Source organism: Pseudomonas sp. DR48 (assembly GCF_019823085.1).
In the GTDB taxonomy this organism is placed as follows: Bacteria; Pseudomonadota; Gammaproteobacteria; order Pseudomonadales; family Pseudomonadaceae; genus Aquipseudomonas.
Window position 1 is genome coordinate 558,410 of sequence record NZ_CP081946.1, and the last position, 22,060, is coordinate 580,469.

20 protein-coding genes are annotated in these 22,060 nt (G+C 59.1%); 19 read left to right on the forward strand and 1 reads right to left on the reverse strand.

Annotated features, from left to right (window positions below):
• Positions 1-7: 7 nt before the first annotated feature.
• The 14 genes from K5K95_RS02600 (at position 8) to K5K95_RS02665 (ending at position 14,571) form a co-directional block, all read left to right on the forward strand.
• Positions 8-1,312: a Rieske 2Fe-2S domain-containing protein gene (locus K5K95_RS02600; protein WP_222588266.1), complete on the forward strand. Its 1,305-nt coding sequence runs from the start codon at positions 8-10 to the stop codon at positions 1,310-1,312.
• Entirely contained in the window at positions 1,290-1,775 is a 486-nt protein-coding gene (locus K5K95_RS02605; RefSeq protein WP_222588267.1) for an aromatic-ring-hydroxylating dioxygenase subunit beta, read from the forward strand. Before K5K95_RS02600 ends, K5K95_RS02605 begins: the two co-directional genes overlap by 23 nt.
• Before the next feature lie 26 nt (positions 1,776-1,801).
• On the forward strand, positions 1,802-3,502 hold the full coding sequence (locus K5K95_RS02610) for an NAD(P)/FAD-dependent oxidoreductase (protein WP_222590273.1): 1,701 nt from the start codon (positions 1,802-1,804) through the stop codon (positions 3,500-3,502).
• A gap of 44 nt (positions 3,503-3,546) precedes the next feature.
• On the forward strand, positions 3,547-4,884 hold the full coding sequence (locus tag K5K95_RS02615; protein ID WP_222588268.1) for an amidase family protein: 1,338 nt from the start codon (positions 3,547-3,549) through the stop codon (positions 4,882-4,884).
• Positions 4,885-5,002: 118 nt separating this feature from the next.
• Complete coding sequence (gene mtr / locus K5K95_RS02620; RefSeq protein ID WP_222588269.1) at positions 5,003-6,280, forward strand: tryptophan permease; 1,278 nt, start codon at positions 5,003-5,005, stop codon at positions 6,278-6,280.
• Between the two features lie 267 nt (positions 6,281-6,547).
• The gene (locus tag K5K95_RS02625) at positions 6,548-7,462 is read left to right on the forward strand and encodes a glutamate/aspartate ABC transporter substrate-binding protein (RefSeq protein ID WP_222588270.1); all 915 of its coding nucleotides are present in this window, start codon (positions 6,548-6,550) and stop codon (positions 7,460-7,462) included.
• A gap of 193 nt (positions 7,463-7,655) precedes the next feature.
• Entirely contained in the window at positions 7,656-8,402 is a 747-nt protein-coding gene (locus K5K95_RS02630; protein ID WP_222588271.1) for an amino acid ABC transporter permease, read from the forward strand.
• Complete coding sequence (locus K5K95_RS02635; protein WP_222590274.1) at positions 8,402-9,073, forward strand: amino acid ABC transporter permease; 672 nt, start codon at positions 8,402-8,404, stop codon at positions 9,071-9,073. The genes K5K95_RS02630 and K5K95_RS02635 overlap by 1 nt, the downstream gene beginning before the upstream one ends.
• Positions 9,070-9,804 carry an amino acid ABC transporter ATP-binding protein gene (locus K5K95_RS02640; protein WP_090180665.1) on the forward strand — a complete coding sequence of 245 codons (735 nt, stop codon included), beginning with the start codon at positions 9,070-9,072 and terminating at the stop codon, positions 9,802-9,804. Before K5K95_RS02635 ends, K5K95_RS02640 begins: the two co-directional genes overlap by 4 nt.
• A gap of 164 nt (positions 9,805-9,968) precedes the next feature.
• On the forward strand, positions 9,969-11,870 hold the full coding sequence (locus K5K95_RS02645) for a sensor histidine kinase (RefSeq protein ID WP_222588272.1): 1,902 nt from the start codon (positions 9,969-9,971) through the stop codon (positions 11,868-11,870).
• 44 nt (positions 11,871-11,914) lie between these two features.
• A complete protein-coding gene (locus K5K95_RS02650) occupies positions 11,915-13,195 on the forward strand; it encodes a sigma-54-dependent transcriptional regulator (RefSeq protein ID WP_261398168.1) in 1,281 nt (426 codons plus the stop codon).
• Positions 13,195-13,533, forward strand: a complete 339-nt coding sequence (locus K5K95_RS02655) for a GlpM family protein (RefSeq protein ID WP_222588274.1) — start codon at positions 13,195-13,197, stop codon at positions 13,531-13,533. The genes K5K95_RS02650 and K5K95_RS02655 overlap by 1 nt, the downstream gene beginning before the upstream one ends.
• A 248-nt stretch (positions 13,534-13,781) precedes the next feature.
• Complete coding sequence (locus tag K5K95_RS02660) at positions 13,782-14,156, forward strand: transporter (RefSeq protein WP_090188490.1); 375 nt, start codon at positions 13,782-13,784, stop codon at positions 14,154-14,156.
• Between the two features lie 31 nt (positions 14,157-14,187).
• The gene (locus K5K95_RS02665) at positions 14,188-14,571 is read left to right on the forward strand and encodes an EamA family transporter (RefSeq protein WP_222588275.1); all 384 of its coding nucleotides are present in this window, start codon (positions 14,188-14,190) and stop codon (positions 14,569-14,571) included.
• A 115-nt stretch (positions 14,572-14,686) separates the two neighbouring features.
• Here the strand turns inward: K5K95_RS02665 and K5K95_RS02670 are convergent, their stop codons facing one another.
• Positions 14,687-15,439, reverse strand: a complete 753-nt coding sequence (locus tag K5K95_RS02670; RefSeq protein ID WP_222588276.1) for a MipA/OmpV family protein — start codon at positions 15,437-15,439, stop codon at positions 14,687-14,689.
• 217 nt (positions 15,440-15,656) lie between these two features.
• Between K5K95_RS02670 and K5K95_RS02675 the strand changes: the two genes are divergently transcribed.
• From K5K95_RS02675 to K5K95_RS02695, 5 genes are all read left to right on the forward strand, one after another.
• On the forward strand, positions 15,657-16,379 hold the full coding sequence (locus K5K95_RS02675; RefSeq protein ID WP_090180650.1) for an MtnX-like HAD-IB family phosphatase: 723 nt from the start codon (positions 15,657-15,659) through the stop codon (positions 16,377-16,379).
• Positions 16,372-17,766, forward strand: coding sequence for an aspartate aminotransferase family protein (locus K5K95_RS02680; RefSeq protein ID WP_222588277.1), 1,395 nt, complete (start codon positions 16,372-16,374; stop codon positions 17,764-17,766). The genes K5K95_RS02675 and K5K95_RS02680 overlap by 8 nt, the downstream gene beginning before the upstream one ends.
• Positions 17,763-18,641, forward strand: coding sequence for an alpha/beta hydrolase (locus tag K5K95_RS02685; RefSeq protein WP_222588278.1), 879 nt, complete (start codon positions 17,763-17,765; stop codon positions 18,639-18,641). The genes K5K95_RS02680 and K5K95_RS02685 overlap by 4 nt, the downstream gene beginning before the upstream one ends.
• Before the next feature lie 161 nt (positions 18,642-18,802).
• The gene (locus K5K95_RS02690; RefSeq protein WP_222590275.1) at positions 18,803-20,575 is read left to right on the forward strand and encodes a sensor histidine kinase; all 1,773 of its coding nucleotides are present in this window, start codon (positions 18,803-18,805) and stop codon (positions 20,573-20,575) included.
• Positions 20,565-21,953 (forward strand): sigma-54-dependent transcriptional regulator, encoded by a 1,389-nt coding sequence (locus K5K95_RS02695; protein WP_222588279.1) that lies wholly within the window; start codon positions 20,565-20,567, stop codon positions 21,951-21,953. The genes K5K95_RS02690 and K5K95_RS02695 overlap by 11 nt, the downstream gene beginning before the upstream one ends.
• The last annotated feature ends 107 nt before the right edge of the window (positions 21,954-22,060 follow it).

The window sequence follows — 22,060 nt, forward strand, 5'->3', positions numbered from 1 at the left end:
AAACCATTTGGACAATTACTTCAACGGCAGAGAAGTGCACAAATCGCTCTTCCTTGATCAGCAGCTCTTCGAACAAGAACAACACAGCGTCTTCGCTGCCAGTTGGTGCTATTTGGGGCACGACAGTCTGATCCCGCAGCCAGGCGACTTTTTCACCACCGACATTGCACAACAACCCTTGGCCATGGTCCGGCAAAAAAATGGCGAGATTGTTGTTCTGCATAATCGCTGCCCGCACAAAGGTGTGAAAGTACTGGCCGAGCCTCGCGGTAATGTCGGCCGGTTCATCCGCTGCCCTTACCATGCGTGGACATTCAAGACCGATGGCGAACTGTTGAGTATTCCGGTGAAGAAGGAATACGACGATTGCGACCTCAGCGCGTGCTCAGCCCACAAAGGCATGCAAGCCGTCGCGGCGGTGGAGAATTATCGTGGTTTCGTGTTTGTCCGCCTCCAGGTGGAAGGCATCGACTTCAACACGTTTTTCGGCGAGTCATTATCGACACTGGACAACATGGTGCTGCGCTCGCCCCTGGGTCAGCTTCGCGTCGTTGGCCAGCCGCTCCTGCACCGACATCACTGCAACTGGAAAATGGTCGTCGATAACCAGACCGACACCTGTCACCCGATGATTGCCCATGAGTCCTCGGCGGGCGAGGCGATCCGCTTGTGGAAGGAAACCAGCGACCAGAGCAGCCCTTCGCCCATGGCGGTCGAACTGTTTTCACCGTTCATGGCGTCCTACGAGTTTTTCGCCAGCATGGGCATTCGCACCTGGCCCAACGGCCACGGGCATACCGGCGTCAGCAACTCAATCCATAAAGCCTATGCCGATATTCCGGGTTATTGGGACCTGATGGTCCAGAGCTATGGCGAATGCCAGGCCACCGAGATTCTCGGAGACACCCGACACAACACCGTCTATTTCCCGAACCTGATGGTCAAGGGACCGATCCAGACGTTGCGGGTAATCAAGCCTGTCAGCGCCCAAGAGACCGTTGTCGAGTCCTGGATCTTCGAGTTGTTGGGTGCCCCCATCCAGTTGCTGGAAAGAACCGTCCAGTACAACAACCTGATCAACTCCCCCTGCTCGATGGTTGCCCACGATGATGTGGAAATGTACGAGCGGGCGACGGAGGGATTGCGCAGTGACGCCAACGAGTGGGTCAACGTGGCGCGACTCTTTGAATCGAACGAATCCTATGAGCGGACCCAGGTGGTTTCGGGCACCAGCGAAATGGCGATGCGCAACTTTTACAACAGCTGGCAGCACTTGATGCGGGAAAACAATGCAACTCGATCCGAACAATAAACACGCCATAAAACAGTTGATCGCCACCGAAATCCAGCTGTTGGACCAACAAGATTTCAGTGCCTGGCAACAACTGCTGACCCCCGAGTACACCTACTGGATACCGTTGAGACGAGAACAGACCAGCCCCCTTCATGAGTCGTCGCTGCTGTATGAAGACCGGTTTCTGACGACGTTGCGAATCAACCGATTGGCCAATGCGCGCAACTACTCGCAACAGCCCAAGAGTCGCAGTTTGCATATTGCCCAGTGTTCGTTGGTCCGCATGGAAAATGACGAACTGAGCGCATGGAGCAGCACCAACATGCTCTATTGCGAAGCCCGCGGTGACAGCGAATGGCATTACCCGGTCACCGTCGAGCATCAACTGATTAACGTCGAAGGCACCTGGAAAATCAAAGGCAAAAAAGTACTTCTACTCAATCCCTCCCGAGCGATTGAAAGCCTGCAGTTAATCATCTGATTTATCGAGAATCACACGTGAACGTTATGAGTACCGGCTTCGACGAAGCCACATTTCCCTGTTCTTTTCCGTATGTCGATCTGTTGTACGACTACGGCCAGTTTTTGCGCAATGCCGTTGATGCGATCGGGTATTTGCCACCCGAAGCGGCCGACAAACACATTGGCATTGTCGGCGCCGGGCTGAGCGGACTGGTCGCTGCCTACGAATTACTCCGCGCCGGCGCCCACCGGGTCACGCTGTTCGAGGCTGCCGAGGAACACTTGGGCGGTCGCTTGCTGACCCAACGCTTTGACGATGACCACCCGCAATTCATCGCCGAAATGGGGGCGATGCGTTTTCCTCCCAGCGAGGTCGGGTTGTTTCATTACCTGAACCGGTTCGGCATCGAAACCACTGAAGCGTTTCCTGACCCCGGTGTCGTAGACACCGAAATCCACTACCGCGGGGAAACTTATCACTGGGCCGCCATGCAGCCGCCACCGGCTATTTTCAGCACCGTCCACCGGGGCTGGAACGCCTTTCTGAAAGAGGGTGTGACCTTCGATGACGGCACCTGCCTGGCGCCACCGTTGTTACTGACCGAGTTACTGAAGCAACACAACTACCCGGAAGTGCAGCCGGAATGGCAGCGCTATCTGGATTGCTTCGGCGATAGCTCGTTCTATTCGGCCATGGTGCGGATTTTCACCGGCAGCAACCCGCCTGGCGGACAACAGTGGCGCAAACCCGAAGACTTCCATCTATTCGGGTCGCTGGGGATTGGCTCGGGCGGTTTCCAATCGGTTTACCGCGCCTCCTTTACCGAGATTCTGAGGCTCGTGGTCAATGGCCTTGAAGTCAATCAACGATTGGTGCCAATGGGCATCTCGTCGCTGTCGGAGTTGATTGCCGATACGTCATTCAACGGCATGCCACTGCGCGACCGAATCTGCCGCACCCGCATTGAGTCCATCAACAAGGGCGATAACGGTGAAATCCTGCTGGCCGGCAGCAATGGTGAGACCTATGCCTGCGACCGGGTGATCACCACGACTACAACCCGGGCGCTGCAAGTGAACATGAAGCTCACCCAAAACCAGGCCTTCGTGAATCGTGATGTCGCCCGGGCGATCAACGAAACCCACATGGTCGGTTCGTCCAAGCTGTTCATTCTGACCAAAGACAAGTTCTGGTTGAAACACGGTATGCCACAGAACATCCAGACGGACACCCTGGTGAAAGGCGTGTATTGCCTGGATTACGCGCCGCAGGACCCTGACTCCTGGGGCGTGGTATTGATCAGTTACACCTGGGAAGACGACTCCCACAAGATGGTTTCAATGACCGACAAAGTTCAACGCTGCTTGCGTCTTGTCGATGAACTGGCCATGAGCGCACCTGAGTTTGCCAGCCACCTTATACCGCTCAATGGTAACTACCAGCGATACGTCCTGGAGTATGACTGGCTGACCGACAAGCATTCACTGGGGGCCTTCAAACTCAACTTTCCAGGTGACGATATTTACTCGGAGCGTTTGTTCTACCAATTTAAAACGGCCCTCGATCCACAACAGGACACGGGGTTGTACCTCGCCGGGTGCGGCTGCTCTTTCACCGGTGGCTGGGCGGAAGGCGCCATTCAAACAGCGCTCAACGGTGCCTGTGCGGTGATCAGCAGTCTGGGTGGCGACTTGATTGCCGACAATCCATTGGACGGGCTGCACGCTCAATACCGCTATTGCTGATGCCTTCATCGCAAGCCTCTATCCCCCTAGCCGAGACCTGTTTTATGTACAGCCAGCATTCAATTGAAGAACTTGTCAGCGGATTTCGCAGTGGCAGTCACTGCCTGGACACCTGGCACCAATCCCTGCGCGACAAACAGTTTGATCATCAACACCTGAACAGCTTCATCACGTTCGATCCGGCGGCGTTCGAGGGCGCCCCCGGCGCGGATCGAGAGGCTGGCCTGTATGGCATTCCCGTTTCCTTCAAGGACAACATCAATGTCAGCGGCATGCCGACCACCGCAGGAACGCCGGGGCTGGCCGCTTACTACCCGTTGTCCGACGCCGGGATTGTCGAGCGCTTCAAGACGCTGGGGGCGAGGGCCGTTGGCAAAAACAACATGCATGAACTTTCGTTCGGGGTGACGTCGGCCAACCGAACCCACGGTGCCGTGGTCAACCCGGTCGACGAACGCTACAGCGCCGGCGGCAGCAGCGGCGGTTGTGCGGCAGCCGTCGCTGCCGGTCTGGTGCCCTGCGCCGTAGGCACCGACACCGGCGGTTCGGTGCGCATACCCGCAGCGTTCTGCGGGATCGTCGGGTTTCGCCCCACCACGGGTTGCTACCCGGTCGACGGCATCGTGCCCGTTTCCCAGACCAAGGACACGCCGGGGCTACTGACCCGCACATTGCAAGACTGTCAGTTCATCCACCGTCACTTGACCGGAGCCCTCCCCGCTGCGCTGGACGACAACAGACCACTACGGGTGGGCATACCGGAAAAATTCTTCTGGGCCGACCTCGACGAAAAAGTCCGACACGATTGCTTCGCGGCGATCGAAGTACTGGCAGATCGAGGCATGGAACTGGTTCCGGTCGATGACCTGTTGATCGGGGAAATAAACGAGAGCATTCAGTTTCCGCTGCCAATTTATGAGTTCTTTATCGACTTCCCGCGCTTCTTGATGAAGGAAGGCTGCGGCGACAATTTCCTGAGCATCCTGGCGCAGATCCAGGACCCGGGCATCAAGAAAATACTGACGGCGCAACTCGAAAGCCCGGCGATTTCCTACAAGGACTATGTACAGGCATTGATGAGCAAACTGCAGCTGGGTCGTGAATACAGCCGTCTGTTCAATGCCCATCAACTGGATGTGATTGCGTACCCCACCGTTAGCTGCACGGCACCGTTGCTCACGGATTGCGAAGCAGAAAGCAACTTCGAAACGTTCGTCCGCAACACCGATCCGGCCAGCAACCTGGCGGCCCCGAGTGTCACCGTACCCGTAGCGGAAAAACACTCGCTGCCGGTCGGACTCTCGTTCGACGGCTTGCCCGGTCAGGACAGCCTGCTGCTGGAGAGAGCCCTTCAATTATCACGCTTGCTGGCCATGCACTAACGCGCTGTCGGCGCCATTCATCAGCAACGCTGAGTGGCGCTGATCCTTTCGCACGCGCGGCCGGCAACTCAACCCACCGAAAGAACAGCCCTCTAATAATTCAGATGCAGGCCATGCCATGCGCAGCACTTCTACGTCCTCTTCCACCTCATCCGCTACCCCCGTCACACTCGAACGGTCGCCTTCGGTGCTTGGCGGCGCCATGATGATCGGTGGCACCATTGTCGGCGCCGGCATGTTTTCTCTGCCGGTCGTCATGTCCGGCCTGTGGTTTTATGGCTCCGTCGCGGTCTTGGTGTTTGCCTGGTTCTGCACCTTGCATTCCGGGTTGATGATCCTTGAGGCCAACCTCAACTATCGTCCGGGCGCCAGTTTTTCAACGATCACCAAAGACTTGCTGGGTCGTCGCTGGAATATGTTGAATGGCTTGAGCATCGTCTTTGTCCTGTACACGCTGACCTATGCCTACATCTCGGCCAGCGGCTCGGTGATTCATCACAGCGCCCAATCATTGGGATTGAATCTGTCGGCACGTGCCGGGGGCTTGTATTTCACCCTGACGGTCGCGCTCATCGTATGGCTGAGCACGGCAGCGGTAAGCCGGGTGACCACGCTGATCTTTGGTGCAAAGATCATCGCGTTTTTTCTGACCTTCGGCGGGCTGCTCGGTCATGTGCAACCGGCGACGCTGCTCAATCGAAACGCCACGGATAGCCACTACTTTCCTTACCTGCTGATGACCCTGCCCTTCTGCCTGACGTCCTTCGGCTTTCACGGCAACCTTCCCAGCCTGATGAAACACTTCGGCAAAGACCCGAAGCGTATCCGTGCCTGCCTGGTCAGCGGCACCCTCATCGCGCTTGGGCTCTACGTTGTCTGGATGGTTTGCAGCATGGGAAACATTCCCCGGGACGGGTTCAAGGATATCGCTCAGCGTGGCGGCAATATCGACGTACTGATCAGCGCGTTGGGGGCAATGCTCAACAGCGCAAAAATCGACGTATTTCTCACACTTTTTTCCAACTTCGCCGTTGCTTGCTCCTTTCTTGGCGTGACCTTGGGGCTCTTCGATTATCTGGCCGATGTGCTGGGTTTTGACGACAGCCCGCGAGGTCGCTTCAAAACCGCAGCCACAACTTTTCTACCACCCATGCTCTGCGGGTTGTTGTGGCCCGAAGGGTTTATCCATGCCATCGGTTTCGCCGGTCTGGCGGCGACCCTCTGGGCCGTCATTACTCCGGCATTGCTGGCCAGAGCCTCACGCAAACGCTTTGGCAGCCCGCGGTATCGCGTCTGGGGAGGCCAACCCATGATTGCCCTGGTGTTGTTTTTCGGCCTGATCAGTGCGGTTTCACATGTCCTCTTTTCACTGGGTTTGTTGCCGGTGTGGCGTTAGCAGCCCCGAACACCATTCGGTTTTCCGAACGCGACCCACCAGTCGATTCGGTTAACCGGATTATCTTTCGGAAAAAACCCTGCCATAAATATTTATTCTCCCTATAAATCAATAGCTTGATCTATATCGCCTGGCCTGGCACGAGTCATGCTCTACACTCTTGGACGAATGCCAGTTGCCCCCGCTCTTCAAGAGCCGCCGGTCATTCGAAGCACAAAAGGGCCGATGAACTGGCTCCATAAAAAAAACAATGTCGAGGAAAATTTGATGCGCATCGTTCCCCATCTCCTGGGCGCAGCCATTGCTGCCGCTCTGATTAGCACTCCAGTTTTCGCTGCCGAGCTCACCGGCACACTGAAGAAGATCAAAGAGTCCGGCACCATCACCCTCGGGCATCGTGACGCTTCCATTCCGTTTTCCTATATCGCGGACGCCACTGGCAAGCCGATGGGCTACTCCCACGATATCCAGATGAAAATCGTCGAAGCCATCAAGAAAGACCTGGACATGCCCAACCTCCAGGTCAAATACAACCTGGTGACTTCGCAAACCCGTATCCCGCTGGTGCAGAACGGCACCGTGGACGTCGAGTGTGGCTCCACCACCAACAACGTGGAACGTCAGCAACAAGTTGACTTCTCCGTCGGCATTTTCGAAATCGGCACCCGTCTGCTGACCAAGAAAGGCTCCGCGTACAAGGACTTCGACGACCTCAAGGGCAAGAACGTCGTGACCACCGCGGGCACCACGTCCGAGCGCCTCCTCAAGTCGATGAATGCCGACAAGCAGATGGGCATGAACGTCATCTCCGCCAAAGACCACGGCGAGTCCTTCCAGATGCTGGAATCGGGTCGTGCCGTTGCGTTCATGATGGATGACGCCTTGCTGGCCGGCGAAGCAGCCAAGGCCAAGAAAGCCGATGACTGGGCCGTCACCGGTACACCACAGTCCTACGAAATCTACGGCTGCATGGTCCGCAAGGGCGACGCACCGTTCAAGAAGGCTGTGGATGACGCGATTATCGCGACCTACAAATCGGGCGAGATCAACAAGATCTACGACAAGTGGTTCATGCAGCCAATTCCACCAAAAGGCCTGAACCTGAACTTCCCGATGAGCGACGAGCTCAAGGCACTGATCGCCAACCCGACCGACAAAGCGGCTGACGACAAGAAGTCCTGATTTCTGACTAACCTTACCTCCTGAAAGGGCCGTTGCCCTTTCGGGAGGTGGTCACTCCCTGCTGGCATTTTTGGAAACACTCGAACCGGTGGCTGTCGAGCCGCTCGTGTGTGCCCGATCTTCACGATCAGGGCGGGAACGGAGCTTCCCCAGGCGGGCACTTGTACATCGATCGATCTGAGGGGAGACCCTAATGAATTACAACTGGGACTGGGGCGTGTTCTTCAAGTCCACCGGCGTGGGCAGCGAGACGTATCTCGACTGGTACATCTCCGGTTTGGGCTGGACCATTGCCATCGCCATCGTGGCCTGGATCATTGCCCTGACACTGGGCTCGGTTCTGGGCGTCATGCGCACCGTGCCGAACCGCATCGTATCGGGCATCGCGACCTGCTACGTCGAACTCTTCCGTAACGTGCCACTGCTGGTTCAGCTGTTCATCTGGTACTTCCTGGTGCCCGATCTGCTGCCGCAAAACCTGCAGGACTGGTACAAACAGGACCTCAACCCGACCACTTCGGCTTTCCTCAGCGTCGTCGTCTGCCTGGGCCTGTTCACCACTGCTCGCGTTTGTGAACAAGTACGCACCGGTATCCAGGCGTTGCCGCGCGGCCAGGAATCCGCCGCTCGCGCCATGGGTTTCAAGCTGCCGCAGATCTACTGGAACGTGCTGCTGCCCCAGGCCTACCGGATCATCATTCCGCCGCTCACCTCGGAATTCCTCAACGTGTTCAAGAACACGTCCGTGGCCTCGCTGATCGGTCTGATGGAGTTGCTCGCGCAGACCAAACAGACTGCCGAGTTCTCTGCCAACCTGTTCGAGGCGTTCACCCTGGCGACCCTGATCTATTTCACCCTGAACATGAGCCTGATGCTGCTGATGCGTCTGGTCGAGAAGAAAGTCGCCGTACCGGGCCTGATCTCCGTAGGGGGTAAATGATGGAATTCGACTTCTCGGGCATCATCCCGTCCCTGCCGGGTTTGTGGAACGGCATGGTCATGACCCTGCAGCTGATGGCCTTGGGCGTGATCGGCGGGATCATCCTCGGCACCATCCTGGCGCTGTGCCGTCTGTCCCACAGCAAACTGCTGTCGAACCTTGCCGGCGCATACGTTAACTACTTCCGTTCCATCCCGCTGCTGCTGGTCATCACCTGGTTCTACCTGGCGGTGCCGTTCGTGCTGCGCTGGATCACCGGCGAAGACACCCCGATCGGCGCGTTCGCGTCCTGCATCGTGGCCTTCATGATGTTCGAAGCCGCGTACTTCTGCGAAATCGTCCGGGCCGGCGTGCAGTCGATTCCCAAGGGCCAGATGGGTGCCGCCCAGGCGCTGGGCATGAACTATGGGCAGATGATGCGTTTGATCATCCTGCCGCAAGCGTTCCGCAAAATGACCCCGTTGCTGCTGCAACAGAGCATCATCCTGTTCCAGGACACTTCGCTGGTCTATGCGGTCGGCCTGGTGGACTTCCTCAATGCTTCGCGTGCCAGTGGCGACATCATCGGCCGCTCCAATGAGTTCCTGGTCTTCGCCGGTTTCACCTACTTCATCATCAGCTTTGCCGCCTCGCAGCTGGTCAAGCGTCTGCAAAAAAGGTTCGCCGTATGATCTCTATCAAGAACGTCAACAAGTGGTATGGGGACTTCCAGGTACTGACTGATTGCAGCACCGAGGTCAAAAAAGGCGAGGTGATTGTGGTGTGCGGGCCGTCCGGTTCCGGTAAATCCACGCTGATCAAATGCGTCAACGCCCTGGAACCGTTCCAGAAAGGTGACATCGTGGTCGACGGCACTTCCATCGCCGACCCGAAGACCAACCTGCCGAAACTGCGTTCGCGCGTGGGCATGGTGTTCCAGCATTTCGAACTGTTCCCGCACCTGACCATCACCGAAAACCTGACCATCGCGCAGATCAAGGTGTTGGGCCGCAGCAAGGAAGAAGCCACCAAGAAAGGCCTGCAACTGCTTGAGCGCGTCGGGCTGTCTGCCCATGCGCACAAACATCCGGGCCAGCTTTCCGGTGGTCAGCAACAGCGTGTGGCGATTGCCCGTGCGCTGGCGATGGACCCGATCGTCATGCTGTTCGACGAACCGACCTCGGCGCTGGACCCGGAAATGGTCAACGAAGTGCTCGACGTGATGGTGCAACTGGCCCACGAAGGCATGACCATGATGTGCGTAACCCACGAAATGGGCTTCGCCCGTAAAGTGGCCGACCGGGTGATCTTCATGGACGCAGGCAAAATCATCGAAGACTGCAAGAAAGAAGAGTTCTTCGGCGATATCACCGCCCGTGCCGAACGTACACAGCATTTCCTCAACAAGATTCTGCAGCACTAAGAAAGGCACCGCTCCCCAAATGTGGGAGCGGGCTTGCTCGCGAAAGCGGTGTGTCAGCCAACATCACTGTTGAACATAACGACCTCTTCGCGAGCAAGCCCGCTCCCACACTGGATCGGTGGTGGTCTGGAGATTTGTGTTGTGGTTGACCCAAGGCATCTGTGATGAAATGCGACCCCACTCTCTATCGCGCAGCGCCGCCATCACTCGCCGTGAAACCCCGTCTGATTCGCCAGTTGTTCCTGCCGCCGCTGATCATCGCCCTGATGATCGGACTGGGTTACATCGGCTTCTGGGTCAGTGAGCACTACGGGATCCGTAGTCTCAGCGAAAACGGTCAGCGTCAGCTCGAACTGCACGCCCGCGCCGTCGAGAGCGAGATCAGCAAATACACCTACCTGCCCAGCCTGCTGGAACTCGAATCGAGTGTTTCAGCGCTGCTGGCCGACCCAACGCCCGAGCACCGGCAAACGGTCAATGATTACCTTGAAGGCCTGAACCGGCGCAGTCGCAGTCGGGCTATCTATGTGATGGACACCACCGGTCGCGTGATGGCCACCAGCAACTGGCGCGATGTCGACAGTTACCTGGGTGAAGACCTGTCCTTTCGCGCTTATTTCCAGAACGCCGTGCGCGGTCAGCCGGGACGCTTCTACGGCATCGGCAGCACCAGCGGCGAACCCGGTTACTACCTGGCTCACGGCCTGGAAGAACACGGCAAGATCATCGGCGTCGCGGTAGTCAAAGTCCGCCTCGAAGCCATGGAAGAACGCTGGCAGCGCGCACGCCTGGAAGCCTTCGTCAGTGACGAGAACGGCATCATCATTCTCTCCAGCGATCCGGCACGGCGTCTGAAGTCAGTTGTCCCGTTGAGCGACGAAACCAAGGAAAAACTCGCCCGCAGCCTTCAGTACTACTGGTTCCCGCTGAACGAACTGCAACCGCTGGCCCGGGAAAAACTGGCAGAAGGCGAGGAAAAACTGACCTTCCCCGCCAACAGCGAAGTGGAATCCGACCAGGAGGACATCAGCTACCTCTCGCAAACCCGCCCCTTGAGTGACACCCCGTGGAATTTCACCCTGCTCACGCCGCTCCAGGATTTGCGTCGCGAAGCGATCAATCAGGGGATTCTGGTGGCCGTCGCATTTGCCCTCGTGGCATTCCTGCTGATCGCCTGGAACGAACGGCGCAAGGTCATCGCCACCCGCCTCGCGGCCCGCGAAGCCTTGCAGGAAGCCAACAATCAACTGGAGCGTCGGATTACCGAACGCACCACTGACCTGCGCGCCAGCAACGAACGGCTCAAGAGCCAGATCCGCGAACGGCGACTGGCCGAAGAGACGTTGCGCCGCGCCCAGGATGAACTGGTGCAGGCTGGAAAACTCGCGGCCATCGGCCAGATGTCGACCAGCATCGCCCATGAACTGAACCAGCCACTGGCGGCGCTGCGCACGTTGTCCGGCAACACGGTGCGTTTTCTGGAACGCGGTCAACTGGACGTCGCCAGCACCAACCTCAAGACCATCAACGAATTGATCGACCGCATGGGCCGAATCACCGCCAGCCTGCGGTCCTTTGCCCGCCGTGGTGACGACAAGAGCCAGGCCTGCCTGGGCAAAGCGGTGGACGCGGCGCTGCAACTGCTCGGCGGCCGCATGGAAAGTGCCCCTGTGCAAGTGCATCGCGAATTCGACGATGTGCAGGTGTGCATCGACCAGACGCGCCTGGAGCAGATTCTGGTCAACCTGATCGGCAACGCCCTCGACGCCATGCAGGCCCAACCGCTGCCGGAGTTGTGGCTGGAAGGCGAAGAATTCGATGGTAAATACCGTCTGCGCGTTCGCGACAACGGCCACGGTATCGACGCCGAAGCGCGCAAGCATTTGTTCGAACCGTTCTTTACCACCAAGCCCGGCGAACAGGGCCTGGGCCTCGGCCTGACCCTGTCCGCCAGCTTGGCCGCCGCCACTGGCGGGCACCTGGGTGTCGAACACCCGGCCAGCGGTGGTACCACCTTCGTCCTCAGTTTACCGTTGGTAAGCCCCACTCCCGCCGAGCCAATATGAACAACGACCTTAGTGTGCTGATCGTCGAAGACGACCCCCATGTGCTGCTCGGCTGCCAACAGGCGCTGACCCTCGAAGACATTCCGTGCGTGGGCGTGGGCAGCGCCGAAGAAGCGCTGGAGCGGGTCGGCGACGACTTTGCCGGCATCGTCATCAGCGACATCCGCCTGCCAGGCATCGACGGCCTGGAACTGCTGACCCGGCTCAAGGCCCGCGATCGCAGCCTGCCGGTGGTGCTGATCACCGGCCATGGCGATATCTCGATGGCGGTGGGCGCGATGCAGAAAGGTGCCTATGACTTCATGGAGAAACCCTTCTCCCCGGAACGTCTGGTGGATGTGGCGCGCCGCGCACTGGAGCAACGCAGCCTGGCGCGGGAAGTATCGTCGTTGCGTCGGCAACTGGCGGAGCGCGATTCCCTGGAAGGCCGGATCATCGGCCGCTCGCCTGCCATGCAGAACCTGCGCGAACTGATCGCCAACGTCGCCGATACGTCGGCCAACGTGTTGATCGAGGGCGAGACCGGCACCGGCAAGGAACTGGTTGCGCGCTGCCTGCATGACTTCAGTCGCCGCCACACCAAGCAGTTCGTCGCGCTCAATTGCGGCGGCTTGCCGGAGAACCTGTTCGAAAGCGAAATTTTCGGCCATGAAGCCAACGCCTTCACCGGTGCCGGCAAACGGCGGATCGGCAAGATCGAACACGCTGACGGCGGCACGCTGTTCCTCGATGAAGTGGAAAGCATGCCCCTGCCCTTGCAGATCAAACTGCTGCGGGTGTTGCAGGAACGTACCCTCGAACGCCTCGGTTCGAACCAGAGCGTGGCGGTGGATTGCCGGGTGATCGCGGCGACCAAGTCCGACCTGGACCAATCAAGCAAGGCAGGCGAATTCCGCAGCGACCTGTATTACCGCCTGAACGTGGTGACCCTCGAACTGCCACCCTTGCGCGAACGTCGCGAGGATATCCTGCAACTGTTCGAGCACTTCCTGCAGCAATCGTCCCTGCGCTTCGACCGCGCGGTGCCGGAGCTGGACAACCAGACGCTGTCGAACCTGATGAGCCACGACTGGCCGGGCAACGTACGGGAATTGCGCAACGTCGCCGAGCGCTTTGCCCTGGGCCTGCCGGCCTTCAAGAAGTCCGGTGCCAGCGGCAGCAATCAGGGTCTGGGCTTCGCTGAAGCGGTGGAAGCGTTTGAACGTAATCTGCTCAGCGACGCGTTGCAGCGCAGCGGCGGCAACCTGACTCAGGCCAGCCTTGAACTGGGAATGGCCAAGACCACACTGTTCGACAAAGTCAAAAAATACGGGTTGAGCCACTGATGGATCTGCTTCTCAAAGCCGCGCTGGGTGCAGCGGTCGTGGTCATTCTGGCGGCGCTGGCCAAGACCAAAAACTATTACATCGCAGGCCTGGTACCGCTGTTTCCGACCTTTGCGCTGATCGCGCATTACATCGTCGGCAAGGGACGTTCGCTGGATGACCTCAAGACCACCATCGTGTTCGGGATGTGGTCGATCATTCCATACTTTGTGTATCTGGCGACGCTGTACGTGATGGTCGACCGCATGCGCCTGGAGGCTTCGTTAGCGGTAGCGGCCGTAGGTTGGTTGATCGCCGCGACCGTGCTCGTTTCGGTTTGGGTTCGCCTTCACGCCTGAGCAACGCCAATTCCCCTGTGGGAGCGGGCTTGCTCGCGAAGGCGTCGTGTCAGTCGACATCAATATTGAATGTGCCGGCCTCTTCGCGAGCAAGCCCGCTCCCACACTGGGACGGCGCAGCAGGTGCTGGCCCGGCCCTTGCATTTACCCTCAAAGCCCTCTCGGCCGGCCTTCATGGGTGATGAACCCGGTGTCTGAGAGCGCCCGCTAAAGGGTGAATCCTGACCGTGACCTTCTTTGATCCCGACCTGACGCTGACCGTCGTTCTGCTGGTCGCCTTTTCCATCGTGCTGGACGTCATCGGCCAGCTCTGCTTCAAGCTCGGACTGGACCGACTGCCAGAACTGGAAGGCGGTTTCCGGCTGAACGCATTCTGGGGCCAAGTGTTCAACGCTCCGCTGCTGTGGGCCGGTATCGGCGCCTATGCGCTGGAATTTTTTGTCTGGCTCGAAGCCTTGTCCCGAGCGCCTCTGAGCCTGTTGTTCCCCGCTGGCGCCTTGGCCTATTGCGGCGTGGTGCTGGCGGGCAAAGTGGTGCTCGGTGAAACCGTCAGCCGCCGACGCTGGCTCGCGACCCTGGTGATTACGGTGGGCGTGATGCTCGTGTGTGCCGGCCATGCCTGACGCTCAATTGATCAGCAAAAGGAACCTTTCGATGGATTGGCTGCACGGGCGATTCGGCACTGTAGTGCTTTGGGCGCTGTTGATTCTTCTGGAAAGTGCCGGGCAAATCGCGACCAAGGTGGGCGGCGATCAAATCGGCCAAATGACCTTCACCTTGCAATGGTTGCAGTCGGTCGTGGTCGCCCCAGGCGTACTGTTTGCGGTGGGTTGCGGCATCGGTGCGTTCTTTGTGTGGATGCTGATTTTGCGCCGCAGCAGTCTGTCCCTGGCGTTTCCGCTCAGCTCATTGGTATTTGTCGGGGTGTTGTTGGGTTCGTGGCTGGGGCTGGGCGAACACATCAGCCTGCTGCACTGGGTGGGCGTGGCGGTGATTATTGGCGGGATTGCGTTGTTGGCCGAGGGTGAAGAAACCTGACCCGGAGCGTTCCCACGCTCCGCGTGGGAATGCAGCCCGTGACGCTCTGCGTCACTGGACGCGGAGCGTCCCTATAGGCATTCCCACGCAGAGCGTGGGAACGATCATCGAATTTCTACTTGAACTTGTAAGCCACCGCCGCCTGCACCTCTCCCTGATTGGTATCGCCGACCGCTTTGACGATGCTGCTGTCCGCCGCCGAGCCGGTCAGGTGAATCCAGCTGGCGCTGGTCACCAGTGACCACTGCGGGGTCAACGGAAACTCGAAGCTCTGGGTCAGCGCGACATTCTGAAAACCGCCACTGGCGTTATAACGGGCAATGCCCGAGGCCCGCGACGCGTGGGCGCCGACACCGTAAAACGCCTGATTCTGCTGGGCATCGGCATAGTGCGCGGTCAGGTTAGTGCTGCCGATCACACCGCCACCGAGCGGATAACCAATCTCGCCACCCAAGCGCCCGACCACGCCCTCCGGCCCGCCGATGGCCTCGCCCAACGTGGCAAACACCCGCCAGAAATCAGCCGGCGCGTACTGCACGAACCCACCGACGACGCCCATGTCCGGCACGTCGTGCAAGCCCTGCAAATCGCCGTTGGCGGTGCGCCCCGGCAGGTAATTCAGTAACGGCCCGGCGCTGAAGCCATTGGTTTTCAAGGCACTCCAGGTCAACCCGTCATCAGTGCTGAGGCTGACATCACCCCAATCCAGATCCAGATACGGCACCGGCCGGGTTTCATAGCGGCTGCCGGTCGGATCGTGCGGCTGATAACTCAGGCCCAAACCCGCTTCCCCCGTGATGCCTTCGGCCATCACATGAGCCGACAGGCTGGTCAGCGCCGCGCATAGAACAACTGTAATCCTCAACATGAGGCATTCCTTATCTGAACATGCGCGCATCAATCCTCGGTTTGCCCGTTATACGCAATCACTCATGTTGTTTGTAGCAAGCTACAAAAATTGTAGCTTGCCCGACACATTTCCCTACCACACCCCCGCGAATACTGGGCCGAACAGGGTTGGCACAGTCCCTGCTCTACCCGCTTGGCAAGCGCAAACAGCGCGCACTGCTCAATAGGTAATGCAGATGAATGATTGGCATATCGTTTGTGATTTCGACGGGACCATCACCCGCACCGACGTGATCGACAGCATCCTCCAGCGTTTCGCCGACCCCAGTTGGGAAGCGATCGAAGATGAGTGGCTGCAAGGTGACATTGGCTCTCGTGAATGCCTCAGCCGCCAGCTCTCGCTGGTCAAGGCCACGCCGACCGAACTGCTCGCCTTTTTCGACACGATCGAAATCGACCCGGACTTCCCCGACTTCGTCGATCACGTGATCGGCCTCGGCGCGTCCCTGGAAGTGGTCAGCGACGGCATCGAACAAGGTATTGCGCGGATCCTCGCGCGCAACTACGTGACCCTGTTGCCGATCCTCGCCAACCGCTTGCGTCAACTCGATCACGATAGCTGGCGCATCGACTTTCCGTACTCCAGCGACGCCTGCCGCGCCGCTTCCGGCAACTGCAAGTGCAAGTCCACGCCCAAGACCAAACGCGTGTTGGTGATCGGCGACGGTCAGTCCGACATGTGCGTGGCCTCCTCCGCTGACTTCGTGTTCGCCAAGGATCGCCTGGCCGAACACTGCGAGCGTAACGGCATTGCCTTCGCCCGCTTCGACAGCTTCGCCGAGATTCCGGCCCTGCTGGCCCAACTGCCGGCCGGCCGCGCAGCCAACGCTACCGCTTTCGCGCTTGAAACCTCTTCTGACTACGCGTCAAACAATCAGGAACTCTTCAATCATGTCTGATATCCGAATTGCGACTCCCGAAGACCAGGTGCTTCTGGACAAAGAAGCCAAGTACTGCTCCTACGGCGACACCGTTCACTACATCGATCCGCCGCGTATTTTCAGCCGTTGCGAAGGCTCCTACGTCTGGGACACCGAAGACCAGGCTTACCTCGACCTGCAAATGTGGTACTCGGCAGTCAACTTCGGTTACGCCAACCCGCGCCTGAACAACGCGCTGAAACAGCAGATCGATACCCTGCCGCAGATCGCCAGCCAATACCTGCACAAAGGCAAAATCGAACTGTCGGAAATGATCGCCGTAGACGCCAAGAAAAAATTCGGCCTCGACGGTCGCGTGCACTTCAACGTCGGCGGTTCGCAGTCCATCGAGGACTCGCTGAAAGTCGTGCGCAACGCCAGCAACGGCAAAAGCCTGATGTTCGCCTTCGAGGGCGGTTACCACGGCCGGACTCTCGGCGCCTCGTCGATCACCTCCAGCTACCGCTATCGCCGCCGCTACGGCCACTTCGGCGAACGTGCCAATTTCATTCCGTTCCCTTACCACTTCCGCGGCCCGAAAGGCATGACCAAGGAAGAGTACGGCAGCCATTGCGTGCAGCAATTCGCCCGCTTGTTCGAGACCGAATACAACGGCGTCTGGGACCCGAAAGTCGGCCAGAGCGAATATGCCGCGTTCTACGTCGAGCCGATTCAGGGCACCGGCGGCTACGTAATTCCGCCGATGAACTTCTACAGCGAACTCAAGCACGTGCTGGATCAGCACGGCATCTTGATGGTCGTCGATGAAATCCAGATGGGCTTCTGGCGTACCGGCAAGCTGTGGTCGATCGAGCACTTCGACGTCAAACCTGACGTGATCGTCTTCGGTAAAGCGCTGACCAACGGCCTGAACCCACTGGGCGGCATCTGGGCTAAAGAAGAATTGATCAACCCGAAAATCTTCCCGCCAGGTTCGACTCACTCCACCTTCGCGTCCAACCCGTTGGGCACCGCGGTGGGCCTGGAAATGTTCAAAATGACCAGCGAAGTCGATTACGGCGCGATGGTAATGGCCAAGGGCAAATACTTCCTGGAAGGCCTGAAAGAACTGCAAAAACGCTACCCGATCATCGGCGATGTCGATGGCCTGGGCCTGGCGCTGCGCTGCGAAATCTGTGGCCCGGATGGCTTCACTCCGGACAAGGCCACCCTGGACTTCATGGTCGACGAAGGCATGAAGGGCGACATCGAAATCGACGGCAAGCGCCTGGGCCTGATCCTCGACGTGGGCGGTTACTACAAGAACGTGATCACTTTGGCGCCGTCGCTGGAAATCAGCTATCCGGAAATCGACCTCGGCCTGGCCCTGCTCGACCGTCTGCTGCACCGGGCCATGAAGCGATGAATCACGACGAGATCGATCTTGGCGAAGGCAACGCCGGTTTCGTTCTCGGCACAGGGGAGGTCGCGGTGCTGTTGATCCACGGCCTCACCGGCACCCCGACGGAACTCCGTCGGGTGGCCATGGGCCTGGCGAAAGCCGGGCACACGGTCTACGTGCCCACCCTGGCCGGGCACTGCGGTGGCAACGCCGACCTGCAAGCCACTGGCTGGCGCGACTGGTATGAGAGCGCCCGCAACACGTTCGTCGGTGTACGGCGCAAGCACGAGCGGGTATTCGTCGGTGGCTTGTCCATGGGCGCAGTCCTGTCGATGTACATGGCCGCCGAGCATCCGGGGCAAATCGAAGGGTTGATGCTGTATTCGACCACCCTGCGCTACGACGGCTGGAGCATCCACAAACTGGCGTTCCTCACGCCGTTGCTGATGAGAATCCCGTTCGGCGTGAACCTGTGCAGCTTCGAAGAAAAACCCCCTTACGGCATCAAGAACGAACGCCTGCGGGCGATCGTCGAGCGTCAGATGAAGGAAGGCGAAAGCAGCCAAGCCGGTTTGCTGACCATGGAAGGCGTCACAGTGCGCGAATTGCATCGTCTGAACGCCGTCGTGAAAAAACGCATGCCGTCGATCACCACGCCTGCGTTGGTGGTGCACTCCATCGAAGACGACATCACCAGTCGCTGGAACGCCGATTACGTCGAACGCAAGCTCGGCGGGCCGGTGGTCAAAGTGTTGCTGGATGACTGCTATCACATGATCACCGTCGACCTGCAATACCGTCGGGTGATCGAACTGAGCGTAGACTTCATCGCACAACGCTTCATGCAACAACGCTGCGCCCCGCCCCCCCTGCAAGAAGGGTATCGGCAGTTAGCCTGACAGCCTGGCGAACCCGGTTGTAGACGGGTCGCCACTGGCGGGGCAATGTCGGCTACTGTATTGACCAAGGTAATACCCAATATCCTGTAGTGAATCTGTTTATCGATTCGAACCGAACCGAACCGAACCGAACCGCCATGGCTTTCGACAAGCGAAACCCGATGACCAAACACCGACCTGCCAAAGCCCGACCCTTCGCCCTCTCCGGCTGGAGCCTGCAACGCAAACTGGTCCTGGCCTTCTGGCTGGTCAGCGTGATCCCGACCATGATCGCCGCCGAACTCGCGGCCACCACCCTGTCGCAGATCTTCGACAGCAACGTGCGCATCTGGCTGAAAGAGTCGACCAAGATCGTCGAAGACGAAATCAGCGAAATCCTGCGTGACAACGCCAGGGTTGCGCAGTTATTTCTGCGTTACACCCACCCACAAGTTGATGGGTTTTCGTCGCGCCGCAACCGCATCACCACCGACATCGCCGACTCCATGGGCATCGACGTGGTTGCCCTGGTGCGCAACAGCGACCATGCCGTGGTGTTCAGCACCGCCGCCGACGACATCGTCCGGCAAATCAGCACCGCGCCCAAAGCCGTGTTGCAAACCCTGCAAATCGGCGGTGTCGCCACCGGCGCAGTGGTCTCGACCTTCGAGAACGAGCAGGACGGCATCGCTTACAAACTGGTGATTGCCACCTACCTCGACAACAGCTTCCTGACCAGCGTCTCCGACGTTCACTCGTTGGACTTGCGTCTGTATCTGGCCAAGGGCGACAACTTCTCGGAGATCTTCTCCAGTCAGCGTTTCGAAAATCACCCGGCAGCCGTGCCGGAAAATATCGAGCAGATCCTGCGGACCACCAAACAGCCGACCGAGCAATTCACCAGCAGTTACAGCGGCATCTATCGGCCGATCTTCAACGAGAATGGCGACCTTCAAGGCGTGATTTTCAGCGGCCTGTTGCGCCACTCCAGCCTCGTGGGTCTGGTGAACCAGAGCAACCTGTTCATCCTGATTTTCCTGCTCAGTTCGGCCGCCTCTCTCTGCGTTGGCTGGTTGGTGTCGCAACGCCTGACCCAACCGTTGCGCGGTTTGTCCAAAGGCGTACAAGCGGTGATTGCCGGGGATTATCGCCAGCGTTTGCCGGTGACCGGTGGCGATGAACTGGCGGAACTGAGCAGCACCTTCAACCACATGAGCGAACGCCTCGGCGAGTTGCAAAACCTCGAATCGCAGCTGCGCCGCCGCGACCGCCTGCACGCCCTGGGCGAAGTCGCCATGGGCCTGGCCCATGAAATCCGCAACCCGCTGGGCATCATCAAAACCGCGACCCAACTGCTGCACCGCCGCGCCGATTTGCCCGAGACCGATAAGCGTCACCTGGAATACGTGGTCAGCGAAGTCAGCCGGATCAACGACCTGATCACCGACTTCCTCGACTTCGCCAAACCCAGCGCGCCGCTGCGCTCGACCGAACCGGCTCGACTGTTCGTCGATGAACTGGTCGGGTTCTGCGCTCCGGAACTGGCCAGCCATCACATTGACGTGCACATCGACGACCAGGCCCCCGGCGCAACCCTTTACGCCGATGCGCGCCAGCTCAAACAGGCCGGTCTGAACCTGATCGTCAATGCCATCGACGCGATGCCCGACGGCGGGCAACTGACCCTGGGTATTCGCCGCGATGGCAACTACACCGTGATCAGCGTGGCGGACACCGGCACGGGCATTGAACCGGACATGCTCGAACGGATTTTCACACCGTTCGTCACTACCAAAGCCTCCGGCACCGGACTGGGCCTGGCGAAGGTCTTCTCGATCATGGAAAACCACGACGGGCGCATCGAATGCGTCAGTGAAAAAGATGCCGGAACCACCTTCACGCTGTACATTCCGGCCAATGGCAAAGACTTCGACGAGGGCAGTGATGACGCATAACGTACTGGTGGTCGACGACGAACCCAAGCTCTGCGACCTGCTGGCATCGGCCTTGAGTCAGAACGGCGTTACGGTGTTCACGGCGGGCAATGGCTTGCATGCGCTCAAGGTGCTGGAAGCGGAAGACATCGACCTGGTGATCAGCGACTGGCGCATGCCCGGCATGGACGGCCCGCAATTACTGGCGGAAATCAAAAGCCGTTTCCCACAGCTGCCGGTGATTGTCATGACGGCCTACAGCACGGTGAAAAACGCCGTGCAGTCGATGCGCAACGGCGCCTTCGACTACATCGCCAAGCCTTTCGACATCGACGAACTGGACATCACTGTCAGCAAAGCCCTGCAATTTCGCGACATCCTCAAAGACAACCAGCGCATGCGCGCCGAACTCGACGAGCATCAGCAGATCGACAGTTTGATCGGTGACAGCCCGACGTTCCGGCGGGTCTTGCAAGCCATCGATTCGGTGCGCGACAGCAACGCGACGATACTGCTGACCGGCGAAAGCGGCACCGGCAAAGAAATGGTTGCACGGGCAATCCACAAACACGGCAATCGTGCCGACAAGCCGTTCGTGGCCGTGAACTGCGCGGCCATCCCGGAGGGGTTGCTGGAAAGCGAAATGTTCGGTCACCGCAAAGGCGCCTTTACCGGCGCGGTGGCGGACCGCGTCGGGCGTTTCATGCAGGCCGACCAGGGCACGCTGTTTCTCGATGAAATCGGCGAAATGCCCTTGGCCTTGCAGGCGAAAATCCTGCGCGCGCTGCAGGAACGGGTGATCGAACCGGTGGGCGATCCTCGCGAACGCAAAGTGGATGTGCGGGTGATTGCCGCGACCAACAAAAACTTGCTGGACGCGGTGGCCAACAAGGAATTTCGCGAAGACCTCTATTACCGCCTCAACGTGTTCCCGATTCCGCTGCCGGCACTGCGCGAGCGGGCGGAAGACATCGCGCCGCTGGCCCGGCATTTTGCGCACACCCTGGGCGCTGCGGCGGGCAAGCGGTTTACCGGATTCAGTGCCGAAGCCTTGCAGGCGATGGCCAGTTATTCGTGGCCGGGCAATATTCGTGAACTGCAAAATTGCGTGGAACGGGCAACGATTGTCGCCAGTGGCGTGGTGATTGAGGAGCACGACCTGCCGGCTTATCTGTTTGCCTCAAACCCCGGCAGCAGTGGCGCGCCAATCATTGAAGGCAACGTGCCGGCGGATCTGGACGCGGCGCTGGCCGAGGTCGAGAAAGCCTACATTCTGGCGGCACTGGCGCAGAGCAATGGCGTGCAGGCCGCAGCGGCGCAGTTGATCGGGATATCCGAGCGCAGCTTCTGGTATCGCTTGAAGAAACTGGGCATCCACGTCGACAAAATCGTCCGCTAGTCCTCGGCGTTGATCGTTCCCACGTCGAGGCGTCGAACCGTCCGCGTGGGAATGCCTCAAGGGACGCTCCGCGTCCAGTGACGCGGAGCGTCACGGGCTGCATTCCC

What these genes read in the sequence shown, in the direction of transcription:
- K5K95_RS02655 (WP_222588274.1), top strand. Translation starts at nt 13,195, where the DNA reads ATGGATCTGCTTCTCAAAGCCGCGCTGGGTGCAGCGGTCGTGGTCATT.
- K5K95_RS02610 (WP_222590273.1), top strand. Translation starts at nt 1,802, where the DNA reads ATGAGTACCGGCTTCGACGAAGCCACATTTCCCTGTTCTTTTCCGTAT.
- K5K95_RS02645 (WP_222588272.1), top strand. Translation starts at nt 9,969, where the DNA reads ATGAAATGCGACCCCACTCTCTATCGCGCAGCGCCGCCATCACTCGCC.
- K5K95_RS02615 (WP_222588268.1), top strand. Translation starts at nt 3,547, where the DNA reads ATGTACAGCCAGCATTCAATTGAAGAACTTGTCAGCGGATTTCGCAGT.
- K5K95_RS02635 (WP_222590274.1), top strand. Translation starts at nt 8,402, where the DNA reads ATGGAATTCGACTTCTCGGGCATCATCCCGTCCCTGCCGGGTTTGTGG.
- K5K95_RS02665 (WP_222588275.1), top strand. Translation starts at nt 14,188, where the DNA reads ATGGATTGGCTGCACGGGCGATTCGGCACTGTAGTGCTTTGGGCGCTG.
- K5K95_RS02685 (WP_222588278.1), top strand. Translation starts at nt 17,763, where the DNA reads ATGAATCACGACGAGATCGATCTTGGCGAAGGCAACGCCGGTTTCGTT.
- K5K95_RS02625 (WP_222588270.1), top strand. Translation starts at nt 6,548, where the DNA reads ATGCGCATCGTTCCCCATCTCCTGGGCGCAGCCATTGCTGCCGCTCTG.
- K5K95_RS02675 (WP_090180650.1), top strand. Translation starts at nt 15,657, where the DNA reads ATGAATGATTGGCATATCGTTTGTGATTTCGACGGGACCATCACCCGC.
- mtr (WP_222588269.1), top strand. Translation starts at nt 5,003, where the DNA reads ATGCGCAGCACTTCTACGTCCTCTTCCACCTCATCCGCTACCCCCGTC.
- K5K95_RS02605 (WP_222588267.1), top strand. Translation starts at nt 1,290, where the DNA reads ATGCAACTCGATCCGAACAATAAACACGCCATAAAACAGTTGATCGCC.
- K5K95_RS02640 (WP_090180665.1), top strand. Translation starts at nt 9,070, where the DNA reads ATGATCTCTATCAAGAACGTCAACAAGTGGTATGGGGACTTCCAGGTA.
- K5K95_RS02680 (WP_222588277.1), top strand. Translation starts at nt 16,372, where the DNA reads ATGTCTGATATCCGAATTGCGACTCCCGAAGACCAGGTGCTTCTGGAC.
- K5K95_RS02630 (WP_222588271.1), top strand. Translation starts at nt 7,656, where the DNA reads ATGAATTACAACTGGGACTGGGGCGTGTTCTTCAAGTCCACCGGCGTG.
- K5K95_RS02670 (WP_222588276.1), bottom strand. Translation starts at nt 15,439, where the DNA reads ATGTTGAGGATTACAGTTGTTCTATGCGCGGCGCTGACCAGCCTGTCG.
- K5K95_RS02690 (WP_222590275.1), top strand. Translation starts at nt 18,803, where the DNA reads ATGACCAAACACCGACCTGCCAAAGCCCGACCCTTCGCCCTCTCCGGC.
- K5K95_RS02695 (WP_222588279.1), top strand. Translation starts at nt 20,565, where the DNA reads ATGACGCATAACGTACTGGTGGTCGACGACGAACCCAAGCTCTGCGAC.